This is a genomic window from Anaerolineae bacterium, assembly GCA_016931895.1.
Classification (GTDB): domain Bacteria; phylum Chloroflexota; class Anaerolineae; order 4572-78; family J111; genus JAFGNV01.
Genome location: JAFGDY010000068.1, coordinates 1 through 20761, shown reverse-complemented (window position 1 = coordinate 20761; position 20761 = coordinate 1). Strand labels below are relative to the sequence as shown.

General features: G+C 54.7%; 13 protein-coding genes. 10 read left to right on the top strand and 3 right to left on the bottom strand.

Features of this window, described 5'->3' with window-relative positions:
* Positions 1–59: 59 nt before the first annotated feature.
* From galE to JW953_05455, 4 genes are all read left to right on the top strand, one after another.
* Entirely contained in the window at positions 60–1043 is a 984-nt protein-coding gene (galE, locus tag JW953_05470) for a UDP-glucose 4-epimerase GalE (protein ID MBN1992132.1), read from the top strand.
* On the top strand, positions 1043–1828 hold the full coding sequence (locus tag JW953_05465; protein ID MBN1992131.1) for a hypothetical protein: 786 nt from the start codon (positions 1043–1045) through the stop codon (positions 1826–1828). The genes galE and JW953_05465 overlap by 1 nt, the downstream gene beginning before the upstream one ends.
* A 73-nt stretch (positions 1829–1901) precedes the next feature.
* On the top strand, positions 1902–2996 hold the full coding sequence (locus JW953_05460; protein ID MBN1992130.1) for a methyltransferase: 1095 nt from the start codon (positions 1902–1904) through the stop codon (positions 2994–2996).
* A 259-nt stretch (positions 2997–3255) separates the two neighbouring features.
* On the top strand, positions 3256–4341 hold the full coding sequence (locus tag JW953_05455; GenBank protein MBN1992129.1) for a hypothetical protein: 1086 nt from the start codon (positions 3256–3258) through the stop codon (positions 4339–4341).
* A 41-nt stretch (positions 4342–4382) separates the two neighbouring features.
* Here JW953_05455 and JW953_05450 read toward each other — a convergent pair whose 3' ends face one another.
* On the bottom strand, positions 4383–5219 hold the full coding sequence (locus JW953_05450; GenBank protein ID MBN1992128.1) for a thermonuclease family protein: 837 nt from the start codon (positions 5217–5219) through the stop codon (positions 4383–4385).
* Between the two features lie 230 nt (positions 5220–5449).
* Between JW953_05450 and larA the strand changes: the two genes are divergently transcribed.
* The 5 genes from larA (at position 5450) to JW953_05425 (ending at position 12049) form a co-directional block, all read left to right on the top strand.
* On the top strand, positions 5450–6721 hold the full coding sequence (larA, locus tag JW953_05445) for a nickel-dependent lactate racemase (protein MBN1992127.1): 1272 nt from the start codon (positions 5450–5452) through the stop codon (positions 6719–6721).
* Between the two features lie 73 nt (positions 6722–6794).
* Complete coding sequence (locus JW953_05440; protein MBN1992126.1) at positions 6795–7586, top strand: electron transfer flavoprotein subunit beta/FixA family protein; 792 nt, start codon at positions 6795–6797, stop codon at positions 7584–7586.
* 21 nt (positions 7587–7607) lie between these two features.
* Positions 7608–8591: an electron transfer flavoprotein subunit alpha/FixB family protein gene (locus JW953_05435; protein ID MBN1992125.1), complete on the top strand. Its 984-nt coding sequence runs from the start codon at positions 7608–7610 to the stop codon at positions 8589–8591.
* Positions 8592–8594: 3 nt separating this feature from the next.
* A complete protein-coding gene (locus JW953_05430; GenBank protein MBN1992124.1) occupies positions 8595–10607 on the top strand; it encodes a (Fe-S)-binding protein in 2013 nt (670 codons plus the stop codon).
* An 11-nt stretch (positions 10608–10618) separates the two neighbouring features.
* Positions 10619–12049, top strand: coding sequence for an FAD-binding protein (locus JW953_05425; GenBank protein ID MBN1992123.1), 1431 nt, complete (start codon positions 10619–10621; stop codon positions 12047–12049).
* 112 nt (positions 12050–12161) lie between these two features.
* On the opposite strand, the gene JW953_05420 is transcribed toward JW953_05425, so the two are convergent.
* Positions 12162–13145 (bottom strand): D-glycerate dehydrogenase, encoded by a 984-nt coding sequence (locus JW953_05420; GenBank protein MBN1992122.1) that lies wholly within the window; start codon positions 13143–13145, stop codon positions 12162–12164.
* A gap of 905 nt (positions 13146–14050) precedes the next feature.
* Between JW953_05420 and JW953_05415 the strand changes: the two genes are divergently transcribed.
* A complete protein-coding gene (locus tag JW953_05415) occupies positions 14051–20341 on the top strand; it encodes an Ig-like domain-containing protein (protein MBN1992121.1) in 6291 nt (2096 codons plus the stop codon).
* Between the two features lie 57 nt (positions 20342–20398).
* Here the strand turns inward: JW953_05415 and JW953_05410 are convergent, their stop codons facing one another.
* Complete coding sequence (locus JW953_05410) at positions 20399–20635, bottom strand: KH domain-containing protein (protein MBN1992120.1); 237 nt, start codon at positions 20633–20635, stop codon at positions 20399–20401.
* Between the last annotated feature and the right edge of the window lie 126 nt (positions 20636–20761).

Genomic DNA, 20761 nt, shown 5'->3' with positions numbered 1-20761 from the left:
ATTGACCACGCCTTGATGAACTACACAAGGCCCTGACAAAAGGAAAGGATTACGTTTGAATGAAAGTTTTAGTCACCGGCGGGGCCGGTTACATTGGCAGCATTGTGGCCGCAGACCTATTGCGGGCCGGACATACCGTAACCATCTTCGATAGCCTCATCCATGGCTACCGGGCCGCTATACCCCAAGAGGCTCGTTTTGTGCAAGGCGACCTGCTGGATGAAAAGGCGTTGCAGCAGGTATTGGCTGAAGACAATTTTGAAGCAGTGCTTCACTTTGCGGCCTTCATCGAAGCCGGAGAATCAATGCGCCAGCCGGGTGAATATTTTGGCAACAACGTGACCGGCAGCCTCAACTTGATTGAAGCGGTAGTAAGACACAACGTGCCCCGTTTTGTTTTTTCATCCACGGCCGGGATTTATGCCGGCAAGGATACCCCTCTGACCGAGGATGACCCCACCGGCCCAGCCAACGTTTACGGCCAGACCAAACTGATGATCGAGCAAATATTGAGCTGGTACCACCGACTTTACGGTTTGCGCTATGCGGCCCTGCGTTACTTTAATGCCGCCGGGGCCTTACCTTCCGGCGAGCGCGGCGAGGCTCACGAGCCGGAAACCCATCTCATCCCCAATATTCTCCGGGTGCCGTTGGGCCAACAAGAAAAATTCACGCTGTTTGGCAACGACTACCCCACCCCCGACGGCACCTGCATCCGCGACTACATTCACATTCTTGACCTCAGTTCTGCCCACCTGCTGGCCCTGGAGGCGCTTGATAAACGGGAAAAGATGATCTATAACCTGGGCAACGGGGCCGGGTATTCCAACCTGCAAGTGCTGGAAACGGCCCGCCGCGTTACCGGCCACCCCATCCCCACCGAGTTTACCCCGCGCCGGCCCGGGGACGCTCCGGCCCTGGTGGCCGACTCAAGCCGCATTCGCCAGGAATTAGGCTGGACGCCCCAATACCCTGACCTGGAAACCATTATCAGCCACGCCTGGCAGTGGCACAAAACGCATCCTCAGGGGTACAAAACCTGATGACCAGGCCGCAAACCCTCATCATCGGCAGCTTGGCCGCCCTGGCTGCGGGCATTTTTGCCCTCATGCTTTGCGCCATTTTGATCATGCTCAAAAACCCGCCGTCCCAGGCCGAGCCGCCCGCCGTGGTGGCCCAACCACTTCCCGCTACTTCTACCACCGCGCCCACCGGCACGTCAACCCCGCCGCCAACGGCCACCGCCGGCCAAACGGCCCTGCCCACGCCCACCGGCACCCCGGTAATTTCCCAAACTACCACTCCCACCCCTCGCCCCACCGCGGTCAATTGTATTCACGATATTGCCAATTTTGAAGCCAGCGGCCTGATCACCAATAAAGAGGTGCAAGCCTATTTACGCCAAACGATTCCGGTAGAACATCTTGACCATTGCCTAAAGATCAGATACGTTGACCGGCTCACGGACGTGCAAGCCACCCCCGCCTCAGGACGTTTTATGCCCCTCATCCGCTGGATTTCCGTGTATCCCGTGGCCGGGGGGTATGCCGGTCCCGCCGAAATTCTGGATACGCTGGTCCACGAAATAGGCCACAACGTGCACTACAACATGCGCGTAGATGACCTGGAATTGGCCAATCAATGGGACGAATTACACCAGCAAAACGCCGGCTTTGTTACCGCCTACGCCTCCACCGACGAGTTTGAGGATTTTGCCGAATCATACTGGGCTTACGTGCGCCAGCCGCAAATGTTGCTGCTGTACAACCCCAGCAAATATGAGTTCATGCGCTTTCATGTTTTTGCCGGGCAGGAATATCCGCGCTAATTCTGTCCCCCTGCCCTCATTCAGGCTACGCCCCTCTCTGCTGGGGGACGAATAAAATAGGAGAAACATAACCATGGATGCCCAACTCAAACTATCTTCCTGGATTGACTTCAAACTTGGCACCTGGCTGGCCAATAAGCTGACCAAATTTGTGGAGTCGCGCACCCCACCCGATTTGCGCATGATAGATATGGCCGCGGCCTACGAGCAGGCCCAATGCCTGTACGTGGCCGCCAAGCTGAAGGTGGCCGACAGCCTGGCCCAGGGGCCAAAAGATGCTGACACGCTGGCCCGCGAACTCAAGGTTCAGGCCGACCCTTTGGATCGAGTTTTGCGCTACCTGCATGAGTTGGGCGTTTTTGAGCAGGATAGCGCCGGCCGTTACACCTTATCAAAGGTTTCCGAATTTCTGCTATCAGACCATCCCCAATCGCAACGAGAGTTTATCATTCTGTCCGGCGAAGAGGCCTATGCCGCCTGGGGCAATCTGCTGCACGCCGTGGAAACCGGCGGCAACGCTTTTGCCCACACCCACGGCATGCGCTTTTTTGACTATCACCACAGCCATCCAGAGTATGCCCAAATATTCGACCGGGCTATGCTTTCGGTTAGCGCGCTGCCGGACCAGGCCGTGGCGGCGGATTATGATTTTTCGCCGTATCACACCGTGGTTGACCTGGGTGGGGGCCGGGGGAATTTGTTGCGACAAATCACCAGCCGATACCCCTTGGTGCAGGGCATTCTTTTTGATACACCCTTTGTGCTTACGGAAGAATTCAGGGCACAATGGCATCAGGCTGGATTTAGCGAGCGGATAAAATTACAGGCCGGCGATTTTTTCGAGTCAATTCCCACCCCTGCCGACGCCTACCTGGTTAAAGACGTCATCCACAACTGGCCCGACGACAAGGTTCTGCAACTCTATCAAAATATCCATCGCCACATGCAGCCAGAAGCCAAATTATTAGTGGCTGAAATGGTCATTGCCGCTGGCGACCCGCTGCGACGGGTCAAATTGAACCTGGATGTCAATATGCTGATCATCCATAATGGCCGCGAGCGCACCGCCGACCAACACCGCCAACTTTTAACCGAGGCGGGTTTTAAGCTGGCCAGAATTGTGCCCACCCGTTCAATCCTTTCGGTCATAGAGGCAGAGCAGGCCTAAAAGGAGATAAAGTGAAAAACATTGAACTTCCCCTCAGTATGTATAATCTAACCGGTGCTCAATACAAAGAGTTGTGGCAGGCCGCCGGGCCAATAGAGATCAAAGGAGAATCCTGCCGATCTTGCGCCCGGGTTTAATTCTTTTTTTCGGGAAAGTTTATCTTTTTGGGAAAGAGTGGTATAATTTGAAGTATATTATGTCTACACAAGCAGGGTGCAGCACGGTGAGGTGAACGATGCGGGGACAATGTTTTAAAAAATTGCTTCAACTGGGAGTGGTGTTCAGCCTGGCGCTTATTCTATTAATTGGCTTGGCCCTATCAGTGCAGTGGGCCGACCAGGCCCAGGCCCGGCCCCTGGCCGGGCAAACACCCCAACCCTCTCCCACCCCGGTGCCGCGCGGTAAAAACCTTTTTTATAACGGCAGTTTTGAATTAGGCTACTATCCGGTGCCGGAGTTGGGATTTGAGCCTGATGAAATCGGCAATATTCCCCATTATTGGGGCTGGTTCAAAAGCAATACTTTTGGCAAATACGATATTGACAACAATGAAGGCTTTCGGCTGGTATGCCCGGAGGATGAAGAACTACTTTGGGGCAGTTTTAATGCCCTGGCCGTTTATATGCAATCCACCGATCAGGCCGACGCCCGCTTAGGCATTTATCAAACGGTTGACGTGGTGCCCGGTAAAGATTACCTCTTTTCTATCAGCGGCACCATTCAGGCGCAATCTGGAGCAAGCTCGCCCGATATTAACCATAGAGTGCAACTTGCCTTTGACCACACCGGCGGCACCGACTGGACAGCCATCCCCTTTGAAGAGTGGACGATTTTGCCCTGGCGCGAGCAACTGCTTGAGTTCAGCCTTTCCGGCCCGGAGGACCCGGATTTAGCCCAGGTAGAAAGTTTTTACACTACAGTCAGGGCGCGCTCCAACAAGATGACGGTCTTTATTGCGGCCTGGCGGAGATGGGCTAACTGGCGTTCTGGTGTTTTTACGTTTGACTGCGCTTACCTGGTGCCCCTGGACCAAATAGACCCTTACACGTTGACCCTCATCTTGACCGAGTACTCAACTACCGACGTAGACGTAGTGGTAGAATCATCACCCATGGCCGTGCGGCCCGATGCGGCTCCAACCCCCGCCCCAGGCGCTACCCCGGCCGCAGCCCCGGCGGTGGCTCCCGCCGAACCGGCCCCCCACCCCATTGACATTCCCGATAGTGGTGGCATCCTGGAAACCAAACGCAATACCCTATTGTTTATAGCCGCCGCGATAGTGATTATCGTTGGGCTGGTAGGGGCAGGCATTTGGAATATCCGGCGACAAAAACGGCAGAACTAATTGTTTAATAGACCTGGCGGGTTTCAAAAACCGGCCAGGTTTTAATAGGTAAATACGTCAACTAACGCGCCTTGGCCATCCCTGAGAAAAGCCGTATCCGAGTCGTTGTTCCACACACTCTCGCCGGAAAACCCCCAGTATAACTCGGTAGCCGTATTCTGGCCCTGCCCTGAGTAGAGACGAAAACTATTCCCCGGCAAAACCTCAAAATTGTCAAACGTATAAATATGATTGGCCTCATCTTTTAAGGTATAGCCCCTCATCTGAACCTGCTGGCTACTTTGATTGGCAATCTCAAGCCACTCCCCATTAGGATTCTCCTTATCGCTGCCCGGCGCATCGGCATGGATGTCAACGATTTTTAAACCGACATCCGACCCGGCCCACAACCCCCGTCCCGCTTCACGAGCCTCACGTTCAGCCTCCCGAAACTGTTCTTCGTACCTTACGTTCGGCGGCACGGTAAAAGCGTTGGCAAAGCCCTCTTTTAGCATTGTTAGGTTGACCATTGTCCCTTCCACCCAGATGTAGGCCAGGGTGCGACCATATTTGTCAAAGGTCTCCTGATCAAATTCAAGCTGGGCCTCTTTGCCACCAACCAATTGCCGATTGGCCTCGGTGGCTTCTTGATAGTACGGCTGGTCTCGCTCCGGGGTGTTGATGCCAATGTAGCGCACTCTACGACCATCGGTCAGTTCGATGGTGTCGCCATCTACCACCTGGGCCACGGTAGCGGTTTCCAGATCGGCAGGTTGAGTGGGCCCGTCACCAGGTGGGATAGATGTTGGTTCCGGCGTTACATCACTACCAAAAGAGCAGGCTAAAATGGCAATCAGCAGCAGAATAATAAAGCCAAACAGTCTATATGTGGAATGCATCACAATCCTCCTGAATAACCGAACAAAAGTTCCGCTTTTGTGACGGCAATTTTAACAGATGGGCTCCTGAAAGTCAAAGGTATCAAGTTGGCGGGCGCATTCGGAATCGTTGTCGTTGGTCTAGAGTCGTGATATACTAATTGTGCCTGAAGAACAGAAGAACAGGTAAACCTCCGGGTCAACGCCAGAAGATATATGCCCAAACAAGTCTTGCGCTAGGTTGAGCAATTATGAATATTAAATTAGCTTACGGCAAAACCGGCCTCGGCCTGACCTTGCCCGACAATCTGAATGTAACCATTGTTGAGCCAAAATTCGTGCCGGCCCTGCCCGACCCTCACGCGGCCTTGCGCGAGGCGCTTCGCGCACCTATTGACTCACCGCCTTTGCGCGAATTGGTCGAACCCGCTGACCAGGTAGCCATTGTTTTTTGCGACATCACCCGGCCTGCGCCGAGTCACCTGCTGATTCCGGCAGTGCTGGCCGAGTTACCCCACGTGCCTCAGCCAAACATTACCTTGTTCAATGCCACCGGCACGCACCGCCCCAACACCAAGGCCGAATTGCGCGGCATGCTGGGCCACGACCTGGTAGATACCTATCGTATCGTTCAAAATAACGCCTTTGACCAATCTACCCAGACGCATCTGGGCGTTACCAGTTGGGGCAATGAGATTTGGGTTAACCGCGAGTTTGCCGCGTGTGACAAAAAAATCTTGACCGGTTTCATTGAACCGCATTTTTTCGCCGGATTTTCCGGCGGCGGCAAAATGGTGATGCCGGGCATGGCCGGCCAACAAACCGTGTTGCGCAATCATAGCGCCCAAATACTCAAAAACCCCAACGCCACCTGGGGCGTCACCTGGGGCAATCCGCTCTGGGAAGAAGTGCGTGAGGTCGCCCTCACAGTCAAACCCACCTTCATTCTGCATGTGGCCCTCAACCGCGATAAACAGGTGACAGCGGTGTTTGCCGGTAACTTTGATACTGCCCATACCGCCGGCTGCGCCTTTGTTAAACAAACGGCCATGGCCGCCGTGCCGCAGCCCTTTGACATTGTGATCACCACCAACTCCGGCTACCCGCTCGACCTCAACCTGTACCAGTCGGTTAAAGGCATGAGCGCGGCCGCGCAGGTGGTCAAACCGGGCGGCAGCATTATCATCGCCGCCGATTGTTGGGACGGTATTCCCGACCACGGGCTGTACGGTCAGCTTTTACGCGCTGCCAGCAGTCCACAAGAACTGCTGGAGACCATCTTGGCCCCCGGTTTTCTCAAGCAAGACCAGTGGCAGGCTCAAATTCAGGCCCAAATCCAGCTTAAAGCTAACGTGTACGTGCGCAGCGATAACCTGACCGACACGCAAATTAAAATGGCCCTGCTCAAACCCTGTCCTTCAATTGAGGCCACGGTGAGCGAATTACTAAAAAAATATGGTCCCCAGGCGAGCATCTGTGTTTTACCCGAAGGGCCGCAGACGATACCTTATGTAAAGTCATAACTGCTTATCGGGGTGGAAATTTTTTGCCAGCCTGGTCGTCCTAATTTTAACAGAAATTAGAAAGGTCATAGTCATGAACATCATCACCTTAATTAAACAGGTGCCCGACATCTCCCAACTTTCATCTACTGTTGATGCCATAACATTGATGAATAAAGGGGAGGCTAAAGTCGTTAACCCGTGGGACGAATATGCGCTTGAAGCGAGTATTCGACTAAAGGAAACGCATGGCGGCAAAGTGACCGTCTTGAGCGTGGGTAAACCCACTGCCATTGAGGCGCTGAAAACAGGACTGGCGATGGGCGCCGACGAGGCTATGCTGATTTCAGACCCGGTTTTGGAGGGTGGTGATAGTTTGTCCACGGCGCGCGTATTGGCGGCCGCGATCAATAAGGTGGGCGATTATGACCTGATTGTGGCCGGACGTTCGGCGGTTGATGACAATATGTCAGCGACAGCTATCCAGGTAGCCGCCCTTTTGGATATTCCTCCACTGGCCTATGTAGCCGCCATCACCAAGATTGATCCTATCGCCAAAACAATTACCGTGCGACGCTTAACCGAAGGCGGCTATGAAACGGTCAGCAGCAAGCTGCCGGCGGTGTTGAGTGTGGTTAAGGAGATCAATCAACCGCGTTTGCCCAGCTTTATGGGGATACGAAAGGCAGCCAAAGCCGCTATCCCTACCTGGGGCCTGGCTGATTTGGGACTGGAGGCCGGTCAGGTAGGCGCAGCCGGCGCCAGGGTTACATGGGAGGTAAGTTTAACGCCGGTACGTGAGGCTGCGGTTGAAACGATTGCCGGTTCCCCGGCCGACGCCGCCAGGGTTTTGGTTGACAAACTCTTGGCTGAAAAAGTGATATAAGGTTAAAACAAAGGGGTTATTATGTCGAATAATGTTTTGGTGTGGATTGAACAAACTGACGGTCAGGTACCCTCGGTGGCCTGGGAGTCGCTTGGGGTGGCGCGGCGCATAGCCGCTGCGCTGGCGGGTCGGTGTATGGCGATTGTTTTGGGGGAGCAGGTCAATGAATTGGCCGAACAAGCGGTTCGCTATGGCGCTAACAGCGTCTTGGTCGCTAATGATGTTACCTTGAAACATTTTCGGACCGAGCCATACACGGCCATTATCCGGCCACTGGTTCAAAAATATGAACCGGCTCTTATCATCATGGGGGCCAGCACGGCAGGCTTAGAATTAGCGCCTTATCTGGCGGCTAAATTAGGGGTAGGCCTGGCTTCAGAGTGTATCGCGGTCAATATTGAGCAGGGTCATCTGGTGGCGACCCGTCCCGCCCTGAGCGGCAACTTGTTAGCCAAAGTTACTTTTGGCGAGGCTCACCCCCATATCATCACCATCTGTGATCATGTTTTTCCCCGACCCGAGGGCAATCCCAGCCAAGCCGGTGAGATCATCGCCATTCCGCCGGTCATGGCTGAAGAGGAGATTGTTAACAAAATAGAGAGCTTTGAACCCACGACGACGCTTAGTCTAACTGAGGCGGGAACTATCGTGTCGGGGGGGCGTGGGGTAGGCAGCGCAGACGGTTTTACGGTCATCCAGGAGTTGGCCGATGTTTTGGGTGGAGCCGTGGGGGCCAGTCGAGCGGTGGTGGATGCCGGATGGTTGCCTTATGCCTACCAGGTGGGCCAGAGCGGCAAAACCGTACATCCCAATCTTTATATCGCTTGCGGCATTTCCGGCTCAATTCAGCACTTGGCCGGCATGAAGAGTGCAAAAGTGATTGTAGCCATTAATAAAGACCCGGATGCCACTATTTTTCAATATGCTCATTATGGTCTTGTCGGCGACCTGTTTGCATACGCGCCGGCCCTAACCAAGGAGTTACGGCAACGTTTGGGGAAGTAAAATATGCTCACCTCGCTAGAAAAAATTCTTTTTATTGTGGCCGTATTCATTTCTTTGTACTTTACCTACGTGAATTTTGGCCGGATGTTTAAAATTATCTGGCGTGGGCAGAGCCGACTCAGTCTCGACCATTTTTGGCGCCGGTTGGGGGATGGTTTAATGGCGTTGAGCGTGCAAGGCCGGATGATTTACCACCGTCCGTTCACCTATTTTTTTCACTTTTTGGTGGTGTGGGGCTTTCTTTACTATCTTTTGGTGAATGTGGCAGCTGTATTTGAGGGGTACATCTCCGGTTTTCGTTTTTTGGGGACTGGTTTAGCCGGAAATATCTACCGCCTGTTAACCGACATCCTGAGCTTGAGCGTGTTGGCCGGGATGGCTTTTTTTGTGATTCGCCGTTTTCTGGCTAAAGACCCGGCCCTGACTTATCAGCCTAATGTCAAACTCCATCCCCTGGCATGGTCTGGTATCTTTAAAGACTCGCTGATTGTGAGCGGTTTCATTGTGGGGCATGTCGGTTTCCACTTTTTAGACACCTCATTTCTAGTGGCGCTGGAAGGCGGCAATTCTTGGCAGCCCGGCGCTAATTTCGTCGCTCACCTGTGGCGTGGACTTTCACCAACCCTGTTGGAAACCGGCTGGCATGTCAGTTGGTGGCTGGCTTTTGGCCTGATTTTGGCTTTTTTGCCCTATTTTCCCTATAGCAAGCACATCCACCTGCTGATGGGGCCTTTCAACTTTGTGACCCGCCCGCCCCGCAAAATATGGGGCGGGCTGCCGCCCCTTAATTTTGACGACGAAACCGTTGAACAATTTGGCGCGACGCGCTTAACCGACCTGGACCAAACCCATCTGGTTGACGCTTTTGCGTGTATTATGTGCAATCGCTGTCAAGACGTTTGCCCCGCCTATCTGACCGGCAAAGAATTATCGCCCGCGGCCCTGGAAATCAATAAACGCTATTATATTCGGGAAAATATGGGGCAATTGGCTACCCCTGGACACGACCCGCGCCCTCTCTTGGAATACGCCCTGAACCAGAGCGCTGTCTGGGCCTGCACCACTTGCGGCGCTTGTGTGGAAGTATGTCCGGTAGGTAATCAGCCTATGGCCGACATTTTAGCGGTGCGGCGGCAGCAAGTTTTGATGGAAAGCGCTTTTCCGTATCAACTCAAAGGCGCTTTTACCGGAATGGAGCGAAATAACAACCCCTGGCAAATGTCAGAGAATCGTCTCAGTTGGGCCAATTCACTCGATTTTCACGTGCCAACGGTGGCCGAAAATCGTGATTTTGAAATCCTTTTTTGGGTGGGCTGCGCCGGCGCCTTTGACCCTGACGCCCAAAAAATTAGCCGGGCTATCGCCGCCGTGCTCCGCGCGGCCGGGGTCAACTTTGCCGTGTTAGGCCAACAAGAAGCCTGCACGGGGGATATAGCCCGCCGGGCAGGTAATGAATATCTTTTTGCGCAAATGGCTCAAAAAAATATTGAGCTACTCAATGAAATTGGCGCGGATAAGAAGACTATTATAACCGGCTGCCCGCACTGCTTGCATACCCTGGGCCAAGAATATGCCGACTTTGGCGGCCATTATGTGGTGCGCCATCACACCCAATTTATCGCGGAATTGATACAAAACGGCAGGCTCAAATTGACACGCCAAACACCCGAAAAAATCACTTTCCACGACCCTTGCTATCTGGGGCGGTATAGCCGTGAGTATCATGCCCCGCGTGAGATACTGGCGAAAACAGGCGCGACTTTAGTAGAAATGAATCACGCCAAAAGCGACTCTTTTTGTTGTGGCGCCGGGGGCGGACAAATGTGGAAAGAGGAAGAGCATGGCGCGCAGGCGGTCAATATGCATCGTTATCTCGAGGCGGCGGCTACCGGCGCTGAAACCCTGGCGGTAGGGTGCCCTTTTTGCGGCCGCATGCTCAAAGATGCCGGTACCACCGGAGGGACACCGTCACTGAAGATTCAGGATGTGGCCGAGCTTGTAGCTACCCAAATTTAGAGAGGTAAAATATGACCCCCTATCAAAAAGTAACCCCCACCGTAGTGGCCGCCCTCCGCGCCATTGTCGGTGAGAAGAACGTCATTTACGACGACGCCGAGAAGCTGGCCAATTATGCGCACGATGAAGTGGCCGATACCAGCCTGGCGCATATGCCCGAAGTGGTGGTCAAACCCAACAGTGCGGCGGAAATCGCGGAGATTATGAAGCTGGCCAACCGGGAGCTGATCCCGGTGACGCCGCGCGGCGCAGGCTCAGGCCTGTCAGGCGGGGCGGTGCCGGTTTACGGCGGCATCGTCTTGTCGGTGGAGCGGATGAATCGCATCCTGGAAATTGACCGCGCCAATATGACCGTGACGGTTGAGCCGGGCGCGGTGACAAATGCCATTAACGAGGCCATTGCCCCGGATGGTTTGTTCTACGCGGGTTATCCGATGAGCGTGGAGACCTGCTTCATCGGCGGGAACGTGGCGGAGAACGCCGGCGGCGGCAAGGCCATTAAGTATGGCGTGACCGGCCGGTACGTGCTGGGCCTGGAAGTGGTTTTGCCAACGGGTGAAATTGTCGAAATGGGCGGCAAGCGGGTTAAGGATGTGACCGGCTACAACCTGGTACATTTGCTGGTCGGCTCGGAGGGAACGCTGGGTATTTTCACCAAAATTATCTTAAAATTACTGCCGTTGCCAACGGCCAAGGTTGATTTGCTGGTGTTGTTCAAAGATGTGCCTATGGCTATCGCTATGGTGCCCGAGATTATGACCAACGGGCGCATCATCCCCACCGCCATTGAGTTTATGGATAAGCTCTCTGCGCAAACAACATGCAAGTATTTGAACGAGGAATTTCCCTACGAGCAGGCGGGCGCGCTGCTGCTGATTGAGGTGGACGGCAACAGCCAGGAACAAGTGGAACGGGACTATGAAACCATTGCTGAATTGTGCCTGGAACACGGCGCGATTGACGTGTTTGTGGCCGACAATTTTACGAAGCAGGAACGTGTGTGGGCCATACGCCGCAATATTGCCGAAGCCTTTAAGCTTTACAGCGCGGTCCAAAGCCTGGAAGATATTGTGGTGCCGTTTGGGCAGATTCCTGACCTGATGCCCGAACTGGAGCGCTTGTCTGAAAAGTACAACGTGATTATCCCCTGCTACGGTCATGCCGGCGATGGCAACCTGCACGCGACAATTATCAAGCGCCCCGAAACGCCATTGGAACAATGGCCCCAGTTAGAACAAGCGGTGTTGACCGACCTGTATCAGGTCGTCAGAAAACTGGGGGGCACCATCAGCGGCGAGCATGGGATTGGCTCCAAGCGGCGCGAGTTTATGCCGCTGATTATGGACGAAACTTTGCTGGCGCTCCAACGGCGCATCAAAACCGCGTTTGACCCGCAGCATATCCTAAATCCGGGCAAAATTTTTCCCAAAGAGGCCGGATAAAAAGATACTCTAAAGTCGTCAGTCGGATAGTCGTTAACCTTACATATTCAGAGCATCCCGTTTCTGAAATGTGCCCCTTCTACCCTCAAATTATAGCACCGCAGACTCAAAATTACGGGTACACCTCAGGGTTGACGCAGGTTGGCAAGGGCTTGCCTTGCAGGCCCGCCAGCAGATTGTCGGCAGCCATTTGAGCCATCTTGGCTCGGGTGGCCCGGCTGGCACTGGCGATGTGGGGGACAATGATGATATTATCCAATTCAAGCAGGGGGCTGTCGAAGGGAAGAGGCTCTGGTTCGGTCACGTCAAGCGCGGCATAGCCAATCTGCCCTGCCTGCAAAGCCTGGTACAGCGCAGTTGAGTCTACCACGGGACCGCGAGCAGTGTTAATTAGAATAGCGCTTGGCTTCATCTTGCTTAAGGCCTCGGTACTGATGAGGTGGTAGGTTTCATCGGTCAAGGGGGTGTGAATTGAGACAAAATCTGACTTTTGCAGCACCGTATCAAGATCGGTGGATTGGGCTTGAAGTGACTTGGCCTCAAGATCAGCGGTGTTTATCGGGTCATAATAGAGTACCTCCATATCGAACCCTAAGGCCCGTTTGGCCATCGTTTGGCCAATCCGGCCAAACCCGATCAGGCCCAGCGTGGCCCCATGGACGTCAACGCCCAGTAAGAGCTTTGGCCCCCACGTTTTCCATTGACCGGCCCGCGTATATCTATCACCCTCTACCACCCGACGGGCTGCGGCCATTAGCAGCGCAAAGGCTAAGTCGGCGGTGGTATCGGTCAGAATGCCGGGGGTGTTACCAACCGGAATGCCCCGTTTGGTTGCTGCCGGGATGTCAATATTATCAAAACCCACGGCATAGTTACTGATAACTTTCAAGCCCGGCCCGGCTGCGTCCATAACTTCGGCATCCATTGTGTCGGTCAGCAGGGATAAGATGCCGTCCACACCCCTGACCCGCTCAAGGATGATCTGGCGCGGCGGCGGTAGTTCATCGGTCCAAACGACGGCCTCGCAAAATTCTTTCACTTGGTCTAACCCTTTTTCTGGGATGAGCCGGGTAACGAATACTTTTGGTTTGGTCATTGATCTGCTCCTATTTTCCTTTTTTGCGCATGATAAATGAGGGCTGGATTGTTTGGTGACGGAATTTTGCATGACGCCGATGAGCAATAACAAGTATTGAGTTATAGGTTGGGAGCAGTGGGGAAACCTCGCCCCTGCTCTTTTTTTGTCCAGAAGCCAAGTCACTATCGGCGCTTATACGAGTCTAGCCGAGATAGTGCCATTGAAAACACTCAGCAGGATGACCACCCCTTGCTTGCGGCCCCAATGGAAGGCATCACTATCCTCCTGAATAAATAACCGAACAAAAGTTCCGTTCTTAATGATGGCAATTTTAGCAGAAGAGATAATGGGTGTCAATGATTACCCTTCGGTAATATTATCATCATTGTGATGATTCGGTAATTCAACATGTAATTATTTGACAGTTACTTAAAATAACAAAAAAGATGATTTTTTTTTGAAAATAGCCTTGAATTTCAGACCAAAAGTGACCGCCACCTTTCCCTCTATCTAAAAATTGGATCTACTGAGCCTCGTCATCTAACCTCAGTTTGTCATTAATATTGAAATATCTGTAGTGGTCAAGATGATATTAAACACCGCAGAGACGCGGAGTTCGCAGAGTTTTTGTTATTCTTCCTCGGTGTCCTCTGCGTCTCGGCGGTAAAAATTTCCCCCGCTTGTGTTCAAAATGTTATTGACCATTACATAATATTGAAATATCCCTTGCGCGGGATGTTTCTTTTTTCCAAAATCCGCCAATTTAACGGGAACCTCTTGACCCATTTCGGCGTCTATGTATCATGAAGATAACGCCGGTAGAGGATATGTCATACCTGATGCTCTGTCCCTTTTCCTGGAGAGGGCGCTCATCAGTGATAACTTTACCACTACCGCTAACGCCATCTTAAAGGAGTCTAACTATGCCCCAAAAAATAAGTGCTCAACCATCAAAGCCCAAGCCGCAAATAACCATTCTCTCCCTCATTCTGCTCTTATCATTTTTCCTCTTGCTTCTGGCTTGCGCCGATAATCCCACTGCCACCGCGCAATCCAGCCCGAATGAGACCGTTGCGACCACCGCGCCTACCCCTACTTCGCCCCCGCCCCCCCCACGGGTTGCATACACCCCTGTTCCTGCGGAAACCATGTCACCCATCATCGTCCAGCGTTTTCCCCGCCGGGGTGAAGAGCTGCCCACCGATGGGGCCGTTGAACTTGTTTTTGACCGGGCGATGAATCAAGCAAGCATTGCCGGCGCCTTCACCCTGCAACTGGCCGCCGACCGGCCCCGCAACATTCAAGGCCAAATTACCTGGCCCGACGAGCGCACCATGCGCTTCACCCCGGCCCAATCCCTGGAATATGCCACCATATACGACGCCATTTTAACCCAGGCGGCCACGGCTCAAGATGGCGCGCCCCTGGCCGAGCCGTTCACCTTCCGTTTCAGCACGCCCGGCTACCTGGAAGTGACCCAGGTTATCCCCGCCAATGGCGCCGCCGACGTAGAAACCAAACCCACCATCACCGTTATGTTCAACCGGCCGGTAGTGCCGCTGACCTCGCTGGAAGCGGCACAAAATTTCCCCCGGCCCCTTGAATTTGAACCGGCCCTCACCGGCCAGGGCGAATGGCTCAATACCTCCATCTATACCTTTGTGCCCGACGAAAACCTGCCCGGCGGCGTAAACTTCCAGGCCCGGGTTAAAGCCGGTCTCACCGACGTGACCGGCAAAACCCTGCTGCCCGATGATTTTGTGTGGAACTTTGTCACCCAGCCCCCGGAAGTGGTTTTTACCGAGCCTAACTACGGCCAAACCCTGGTGCCCATCGAAACCGCCGTGCAAATTTCCTTCAGCCAGCCCATTGACCCTGACTCGGCTAAAGCCAATTTTGAACTTTACCCCACCGGCTTATTTAGCCGCAATCTACCCGGCGAGTTTCTTATCCAGGATAGCGTGCTTACCTTTACCCCCACTACCCGCCTGGATTTTGACACCACCTACCAGGTTACGCTTGAGGCCGGCATCGCCTCGCCCGCCGGGGGCCAGGGTATGCTCAACCCCTACGCCTTCCAATTTACCACCGTCCCCCTGCCCCGGATTATTGGCACCGAACCCCAAGACGGCGACAGTGACGTGTGGCCCTACTCCGATTTTCGCATCATCTTCAACGCCCCCATCAACCCGGCCACTGTGATGCCCCACGTTTCTATGACCCCGCCGCTACCCATCACGCCAACTCAGGTTTATACTTACTACTCGCCCTGGGATAACAGCTTTAGCATCAGCTTTGATTCCAAACCCTCAACCGATTATGAAGTCCGCCTCACCCCCGGCATCGAAGACCCCTACGGCAATAAAACCCGCGAGAACCTGACCGTCCGTTACCGCACCGCCCCGCTGGAGCCAACGTACCAACTGCGTATTCCCGACATCGTGGGCACTTACGACGCCGCGCTGCCGGCCAAGCTTTTTGTCAGCTACGTCAACGTGGATCGGCTCAACCTGCGCCTCTATCAACTCAACCCGCAGGCTATTATCCGCCCGCCCTGGGAGTGGAGCGACTACCAGCCCCAAGCCCCCGATCTCATCCGGGAATGGCAGGAACGGCTAGAAGCCCCGGCCAACGAAGTCGCCTTTCACGTGGTGGACCTGGTGGCCGGAGGCGGCAGCCTGGCCCCCGGCCTGTACTACCTTGACACGGACTCGCCCGACCTGACCGACCAGGGTTACTATTACAACCGCCGTCATTTGCTGGTGGTGTCCGAAACCAATCTCACCCTCAAAGCCGGCCAGCGCGACGTTTTGGCCTGGGCCACCAACCTGGCCAGTGGACAACCGGTGGCGGATCTAAAAGTTGATTTTTATGATGAAGACGCCAAACTGCTGGGCACAGCCGCCACCGATGACGATGGCATTGCCCGGTTGGATTTGGGCAAACGGCCCTATCGTTCCACTATTTTGGCGGTGGCTCTACCGGATGGTAACCAGGGTCTCAGCGCCGTTTCCGAAAATTGGGCGCGCGGCATCAGCCCCTATGAATTTGGCCTGGAACTGGCCTACCAATTGCCGGATTATAACGTGCACATGTACACCGACCGGCCCATTTACCGCCCTGGCCAGACCGTGTATTTTAAGGGCGTTGTCCGGGCCGAAGACGATGTTGACTTTCGCCTGCCCGACTTGGGCCAGGTGCATCTGACCATCCGTGACGCCGCTTCCGAGATTATTATGGATGAAATGGTTCCCCTCACGCCTTCCGGCGCGTTCAATGGTGAAATTCAATTGGAAGACGGGGCCAGTTTGGGTAATTACACCCTGGCCCTTGATTTTGACGACCAATACTTTGAACACTACTTTCAGGTGGCGGCCTATCGCCCGCCGGAATTTGAAGTGACGATTGAGCCGAGTGTTGACGAATTATTGCGCGGTGATGATTTCACCGCTGCCATTAACGTTAACTACTTTTTTGGCGGGCCGCTGGCCGGAGCAGAGGTTACTTGGAATCTGTTGGCCGAAACCTATCAATTCCAGCCGCCGCAACTGGGCAGTTACAGTTTCACCGACTCCGACGACCCCTATATCTGTTTTGACTGCTGGTGGTGGTACGAGCCGCCGGCGCCTATCAACCTGCTCAGCGGCAGCGGCGCAACCGACGCCGACGGCCAACTGAGCGTGGAATTCAGCGGTCAAGAAGTTGACCAATTGTTGGGCGGGGGCAGCTATCGCCTGATCATCGAAGCGACCGCCACCGGGCCGGATAACCAATTCATTTCCGGGCGAGAACGCCTTATCGCCCACAAAGGCAAATATTACCTGGGCCTTAGCCCGCAAGAGTACGTGGCCGACGCCCAACAGGAAACGGCCGTTGACCTGGTGGCCGTTGATTGGGCCGCCGAACGCCTGCCCGGCCAAACCATTGACGTGCAAGTTGTCCGTTTTGAGTGGGTTAACACCTTTATTGAAAATGAAAGTGGCGGCGGCTACTGGACTTCCGAAACCAAAAAAGAATTGGTGGATAACTTCACCGTGACCTCCGACGACCAGGGCGAGGCCATAGCCCGGTTCACGCCGCCCAAAGGCGGGTCGTACCAGGTTATTGCCCAGGATGCCGAATCTCTGGTTGAACCGGCAGGAAAAAATGACCAGGAGGCGGAAAATCTGCCGCGCTCCAATATTCGCTCTTCTATCTTCATCTGGGTGGCCGGGGAGGAGGACGTTTCCTGGCGGCGCGAGAACCACGACCGCATCACCCTCATCAGTGACAAAGTGGCATACGCCCCCGGCGAAACCGCCGAAATCCTCATTCCTTCTCCCTTTGCGGGCGAACATGAGGCTCTCTTGACCATTGAACGCGGGCGGATTATTGAGCATAAAGTGATCAAGATGACCAGCAACAGCCAGGTCTATCGCCTGCCTATCACCGCGGATTACGCGCCCAACATCTACGTCTCGGCGGTGCTGGTGCAGGGGCGGGAGGGACCGCGCAGGGGGGACTCGCCGCGTCTGGCGGATTATAAAGTGGGTATCCTGCCTCTGGATGTCACGCCATCGGCCCAAGAACTCTACATCACCCTGACCCCCACTGTGGAGCAGGCCCAACCCGGCCAGGAAGTCACTTACAATTTGGCCGTGACCGATGTGAACGACCAGGCGGTAGCGGCTGAGTTCTCGCTGGATTTGGTGGATAAGGCTGTGCTCAGCTTGCAACCCCGCCAGCCAAACGCCATTGTGGAAGCCTATTACGGCCGGCGCGGCCTGGGCATAAACACGGCCAGCGGTCTGGCTGTTTCGGCTAACCGGTTTATGCTGGAACTGGCCGAAGACCTGGAACTGAATCAGGAGCAGTTTGCGGCCCGATCCGACGTTGGGGCCGCCGCCCCCGAAGAAAAAGAACTGATGATGGCTGAAGCCCCCGCCGCCGCACCCGAACCCACTCTGGAAATGGCTAAATCAGAAGTGGCCGCCGATGAAGCTGCCGGTGAGGGTTATTGGGATAAGGGCCAAATCCCTCCTGGCGTGGAAGTGCGCGAGGAGTTCAGCGATACCGCCTTTTGGAATCCCTTCATCGTTACCGATCAGCGCGGCCAGGCGCAAGTTACCCTCACCCTGCCCGATAACCTGACCACATGGGTCATGCGCGGGGTGGGCGTCACCAACAACACCCTGGTTGGCGAGCAGACGGTGGAACTGGTTTCAACCAAACCCTTGCTCATTCGCCCGGTGGCCCCGCGTTTTTTTGTGGTGGACGACCGAGCGCAACTGGCGGCAAATGTCAGCAATAATACCGACGAGGCGTTGGACGTTGAGGTTACGCTGGCCGCCGAGGGCGTGCTTTTAAGCCAACAAACCGCAGCCAAACAAACCGTCAGCGTGCCCGCCCGCGGTGAAACCAAAGTGACCTGGGAGGTAATGGTGAAGGATGCGCCCCAGGCCGAGTTGGTTTTTGCCGCGGTCAGCACCGACGGCCAATACAACGACGCCGCCAAACCGCGCCTGACCACCGGCCCGGACGGCTCGCTGCTGGTGCTGCGCTACACCGCGCCGGATATTGTGGGCACGGCGGGCCAATTGACCGCAGGCGGCAGCCGCACGGAAGTTATTGCGCTACCACCCACTTACGACGACCGGCGAGGTGAGTTGAGCGTGCAGCTTGACCCCAGCCTGGCTGCCGGAATGCGCGACGGCCTGACTTATCTGAAACATTACCCTTATGAATGTACCGAGCAGACCGTCAGCCGCTTTTTGCCCAACGTGCTCACCTGGCGCGCCCTGCAATCGTTGGGTATTGAAAATCAAGAACTGGCGGAAAAACTACCGGGTTTGGTGGAAGAGGGTTTGAATAAACTCTACGTTCAACAAAAATCGGACGGCGGTTGGGGCTGGTGGTCCAGCAGCGAAAGCAATGTTCACATTACGGCTTACGTGGTTTTTGCCCTGAGCAAAGCCGATCAGGCCGGGGTGGACGTGTCGGCCACGGCCCTGGCCAATGGCCAGAATTTTTTACTCAACCATTTGCAAACCACCCGCCAACTCAATTCTACTTTTGACGCCAACCGGCACGCCTTTGTACTCTATGCCCTGGCCGAAGGGGGCCGGGCGCCACGCGATTCTTTGGAAGACCTTTTTGAAGCCCGCGAGAAATTGGCTCACTACGCTCGCGCTTACCTGGCCCTGGCTTTGCACCTGGCCAACGACCAGCAATACCGTGACCAGATTGACACCCTGTTATCCGACATCAACAACGCGGCCATTCTCAGCGCCACCGGCGCGCATTGGGAAGAAGCCCAATATGATTGGTGGGCCATGAACACCGATACCCGCTCCACGGCCATCATTCTGGAGGCCCTGGCCAAATTGGACCCGGAAAATGGCCTTAATCCCAATGTGGTGCGCTGGCTAATGGTCGCTCGCAAAGACGGCATCTGGGAAACCACTCAAGAAACAGCCTGGGCGCTCATTGCCCTGACCGACTGGATGCTGGTGACGGGCGAGCTGGAAGCCGACTACGACTATTCCGCTTTACTGAACGATGAGGAATTGGTCAGCGGCGCGGCCACCAGGGAGAATGTGCAGGAAAGCGTAAAACTAAAAGTGGCAGTGGCCGATCTGCTGGCCGACGCCGGCAATTTGCTCACCATTGCCCGCACCGACGGCAACGGCCGCCTTTACTACACCGCCCATCTCAAAGTGTACCTGCCGGTGGAAGAAATTGAATCGGCCGACCGGGGCATCATCGTCAGCCGCCGTTACACCCTGGCCTCCTGCCTGGAGAAACAAGCTAAGGACAAAAGTGTGGTTTGCAATGAAGTCCGCGAGGCCAAGCTGGGCGAGGTGATCCGGGTTGATCTGACCATCATTGCGCCCAATGACCTTTACTACGTAGTAGTGGAAGACCCGCTGCCCGCCGGGGCCGAGGCCATTGACACCGGCCTGGCCACCACCAGCCTGCTGGCAATGGACCCCACCCTCTCCCGGCAAGACTCGCGGTACTGGTGGTGGTGGCGCTGGTACTCCCGCAGCGAACTGCGTGACGAAAAAGTGGTGCTCTTTGCCGACTACCTGCCCAAAGGCACTTACGAATACAGCTACACCATGCGCGCCACCTTGCCCGGCGACTATCACGTTATTCCCACTCTGGCTACCGAGTTCTACTTCCCGGAAGTCTTTGGCCGTAGCGATGGACGGTTGCTGAGTATTGGTCAGTAAACCAACAAAAAATCCCCTCAAGTGAGAGGGGATTTTTATTTTTTGGACTACCAATTTTTAGACGATTTCCAGGCTGACTCGCTTGCCGTCTTTGGCGGCGCTGGTGCGTAACAGGGTACGCATTGCGTTGGCCACTCGACCTTCCTTCCCGATGATCCGGCCCATATCATCAGGGTCAACCTTGAGTTCAAGAACTATCATGGAAGATCCTTCCACTTCCTCAACTTGGACCTGGTCGGCGTTGCTGACGACTGCTTGTGCCATCCGGAGCGTTAAATCTTTTAGTTGTCCCATTTCTCGAACCTCCCAATTCGAAAAGCTATAAGATTTTATTATTAACCTGAGTTCGGGATAAGGATTGAGTAAAAGTCACTCCTGCATGGTAAAATGGGGCAAAAATGAACCAGATAGACCCCCAGG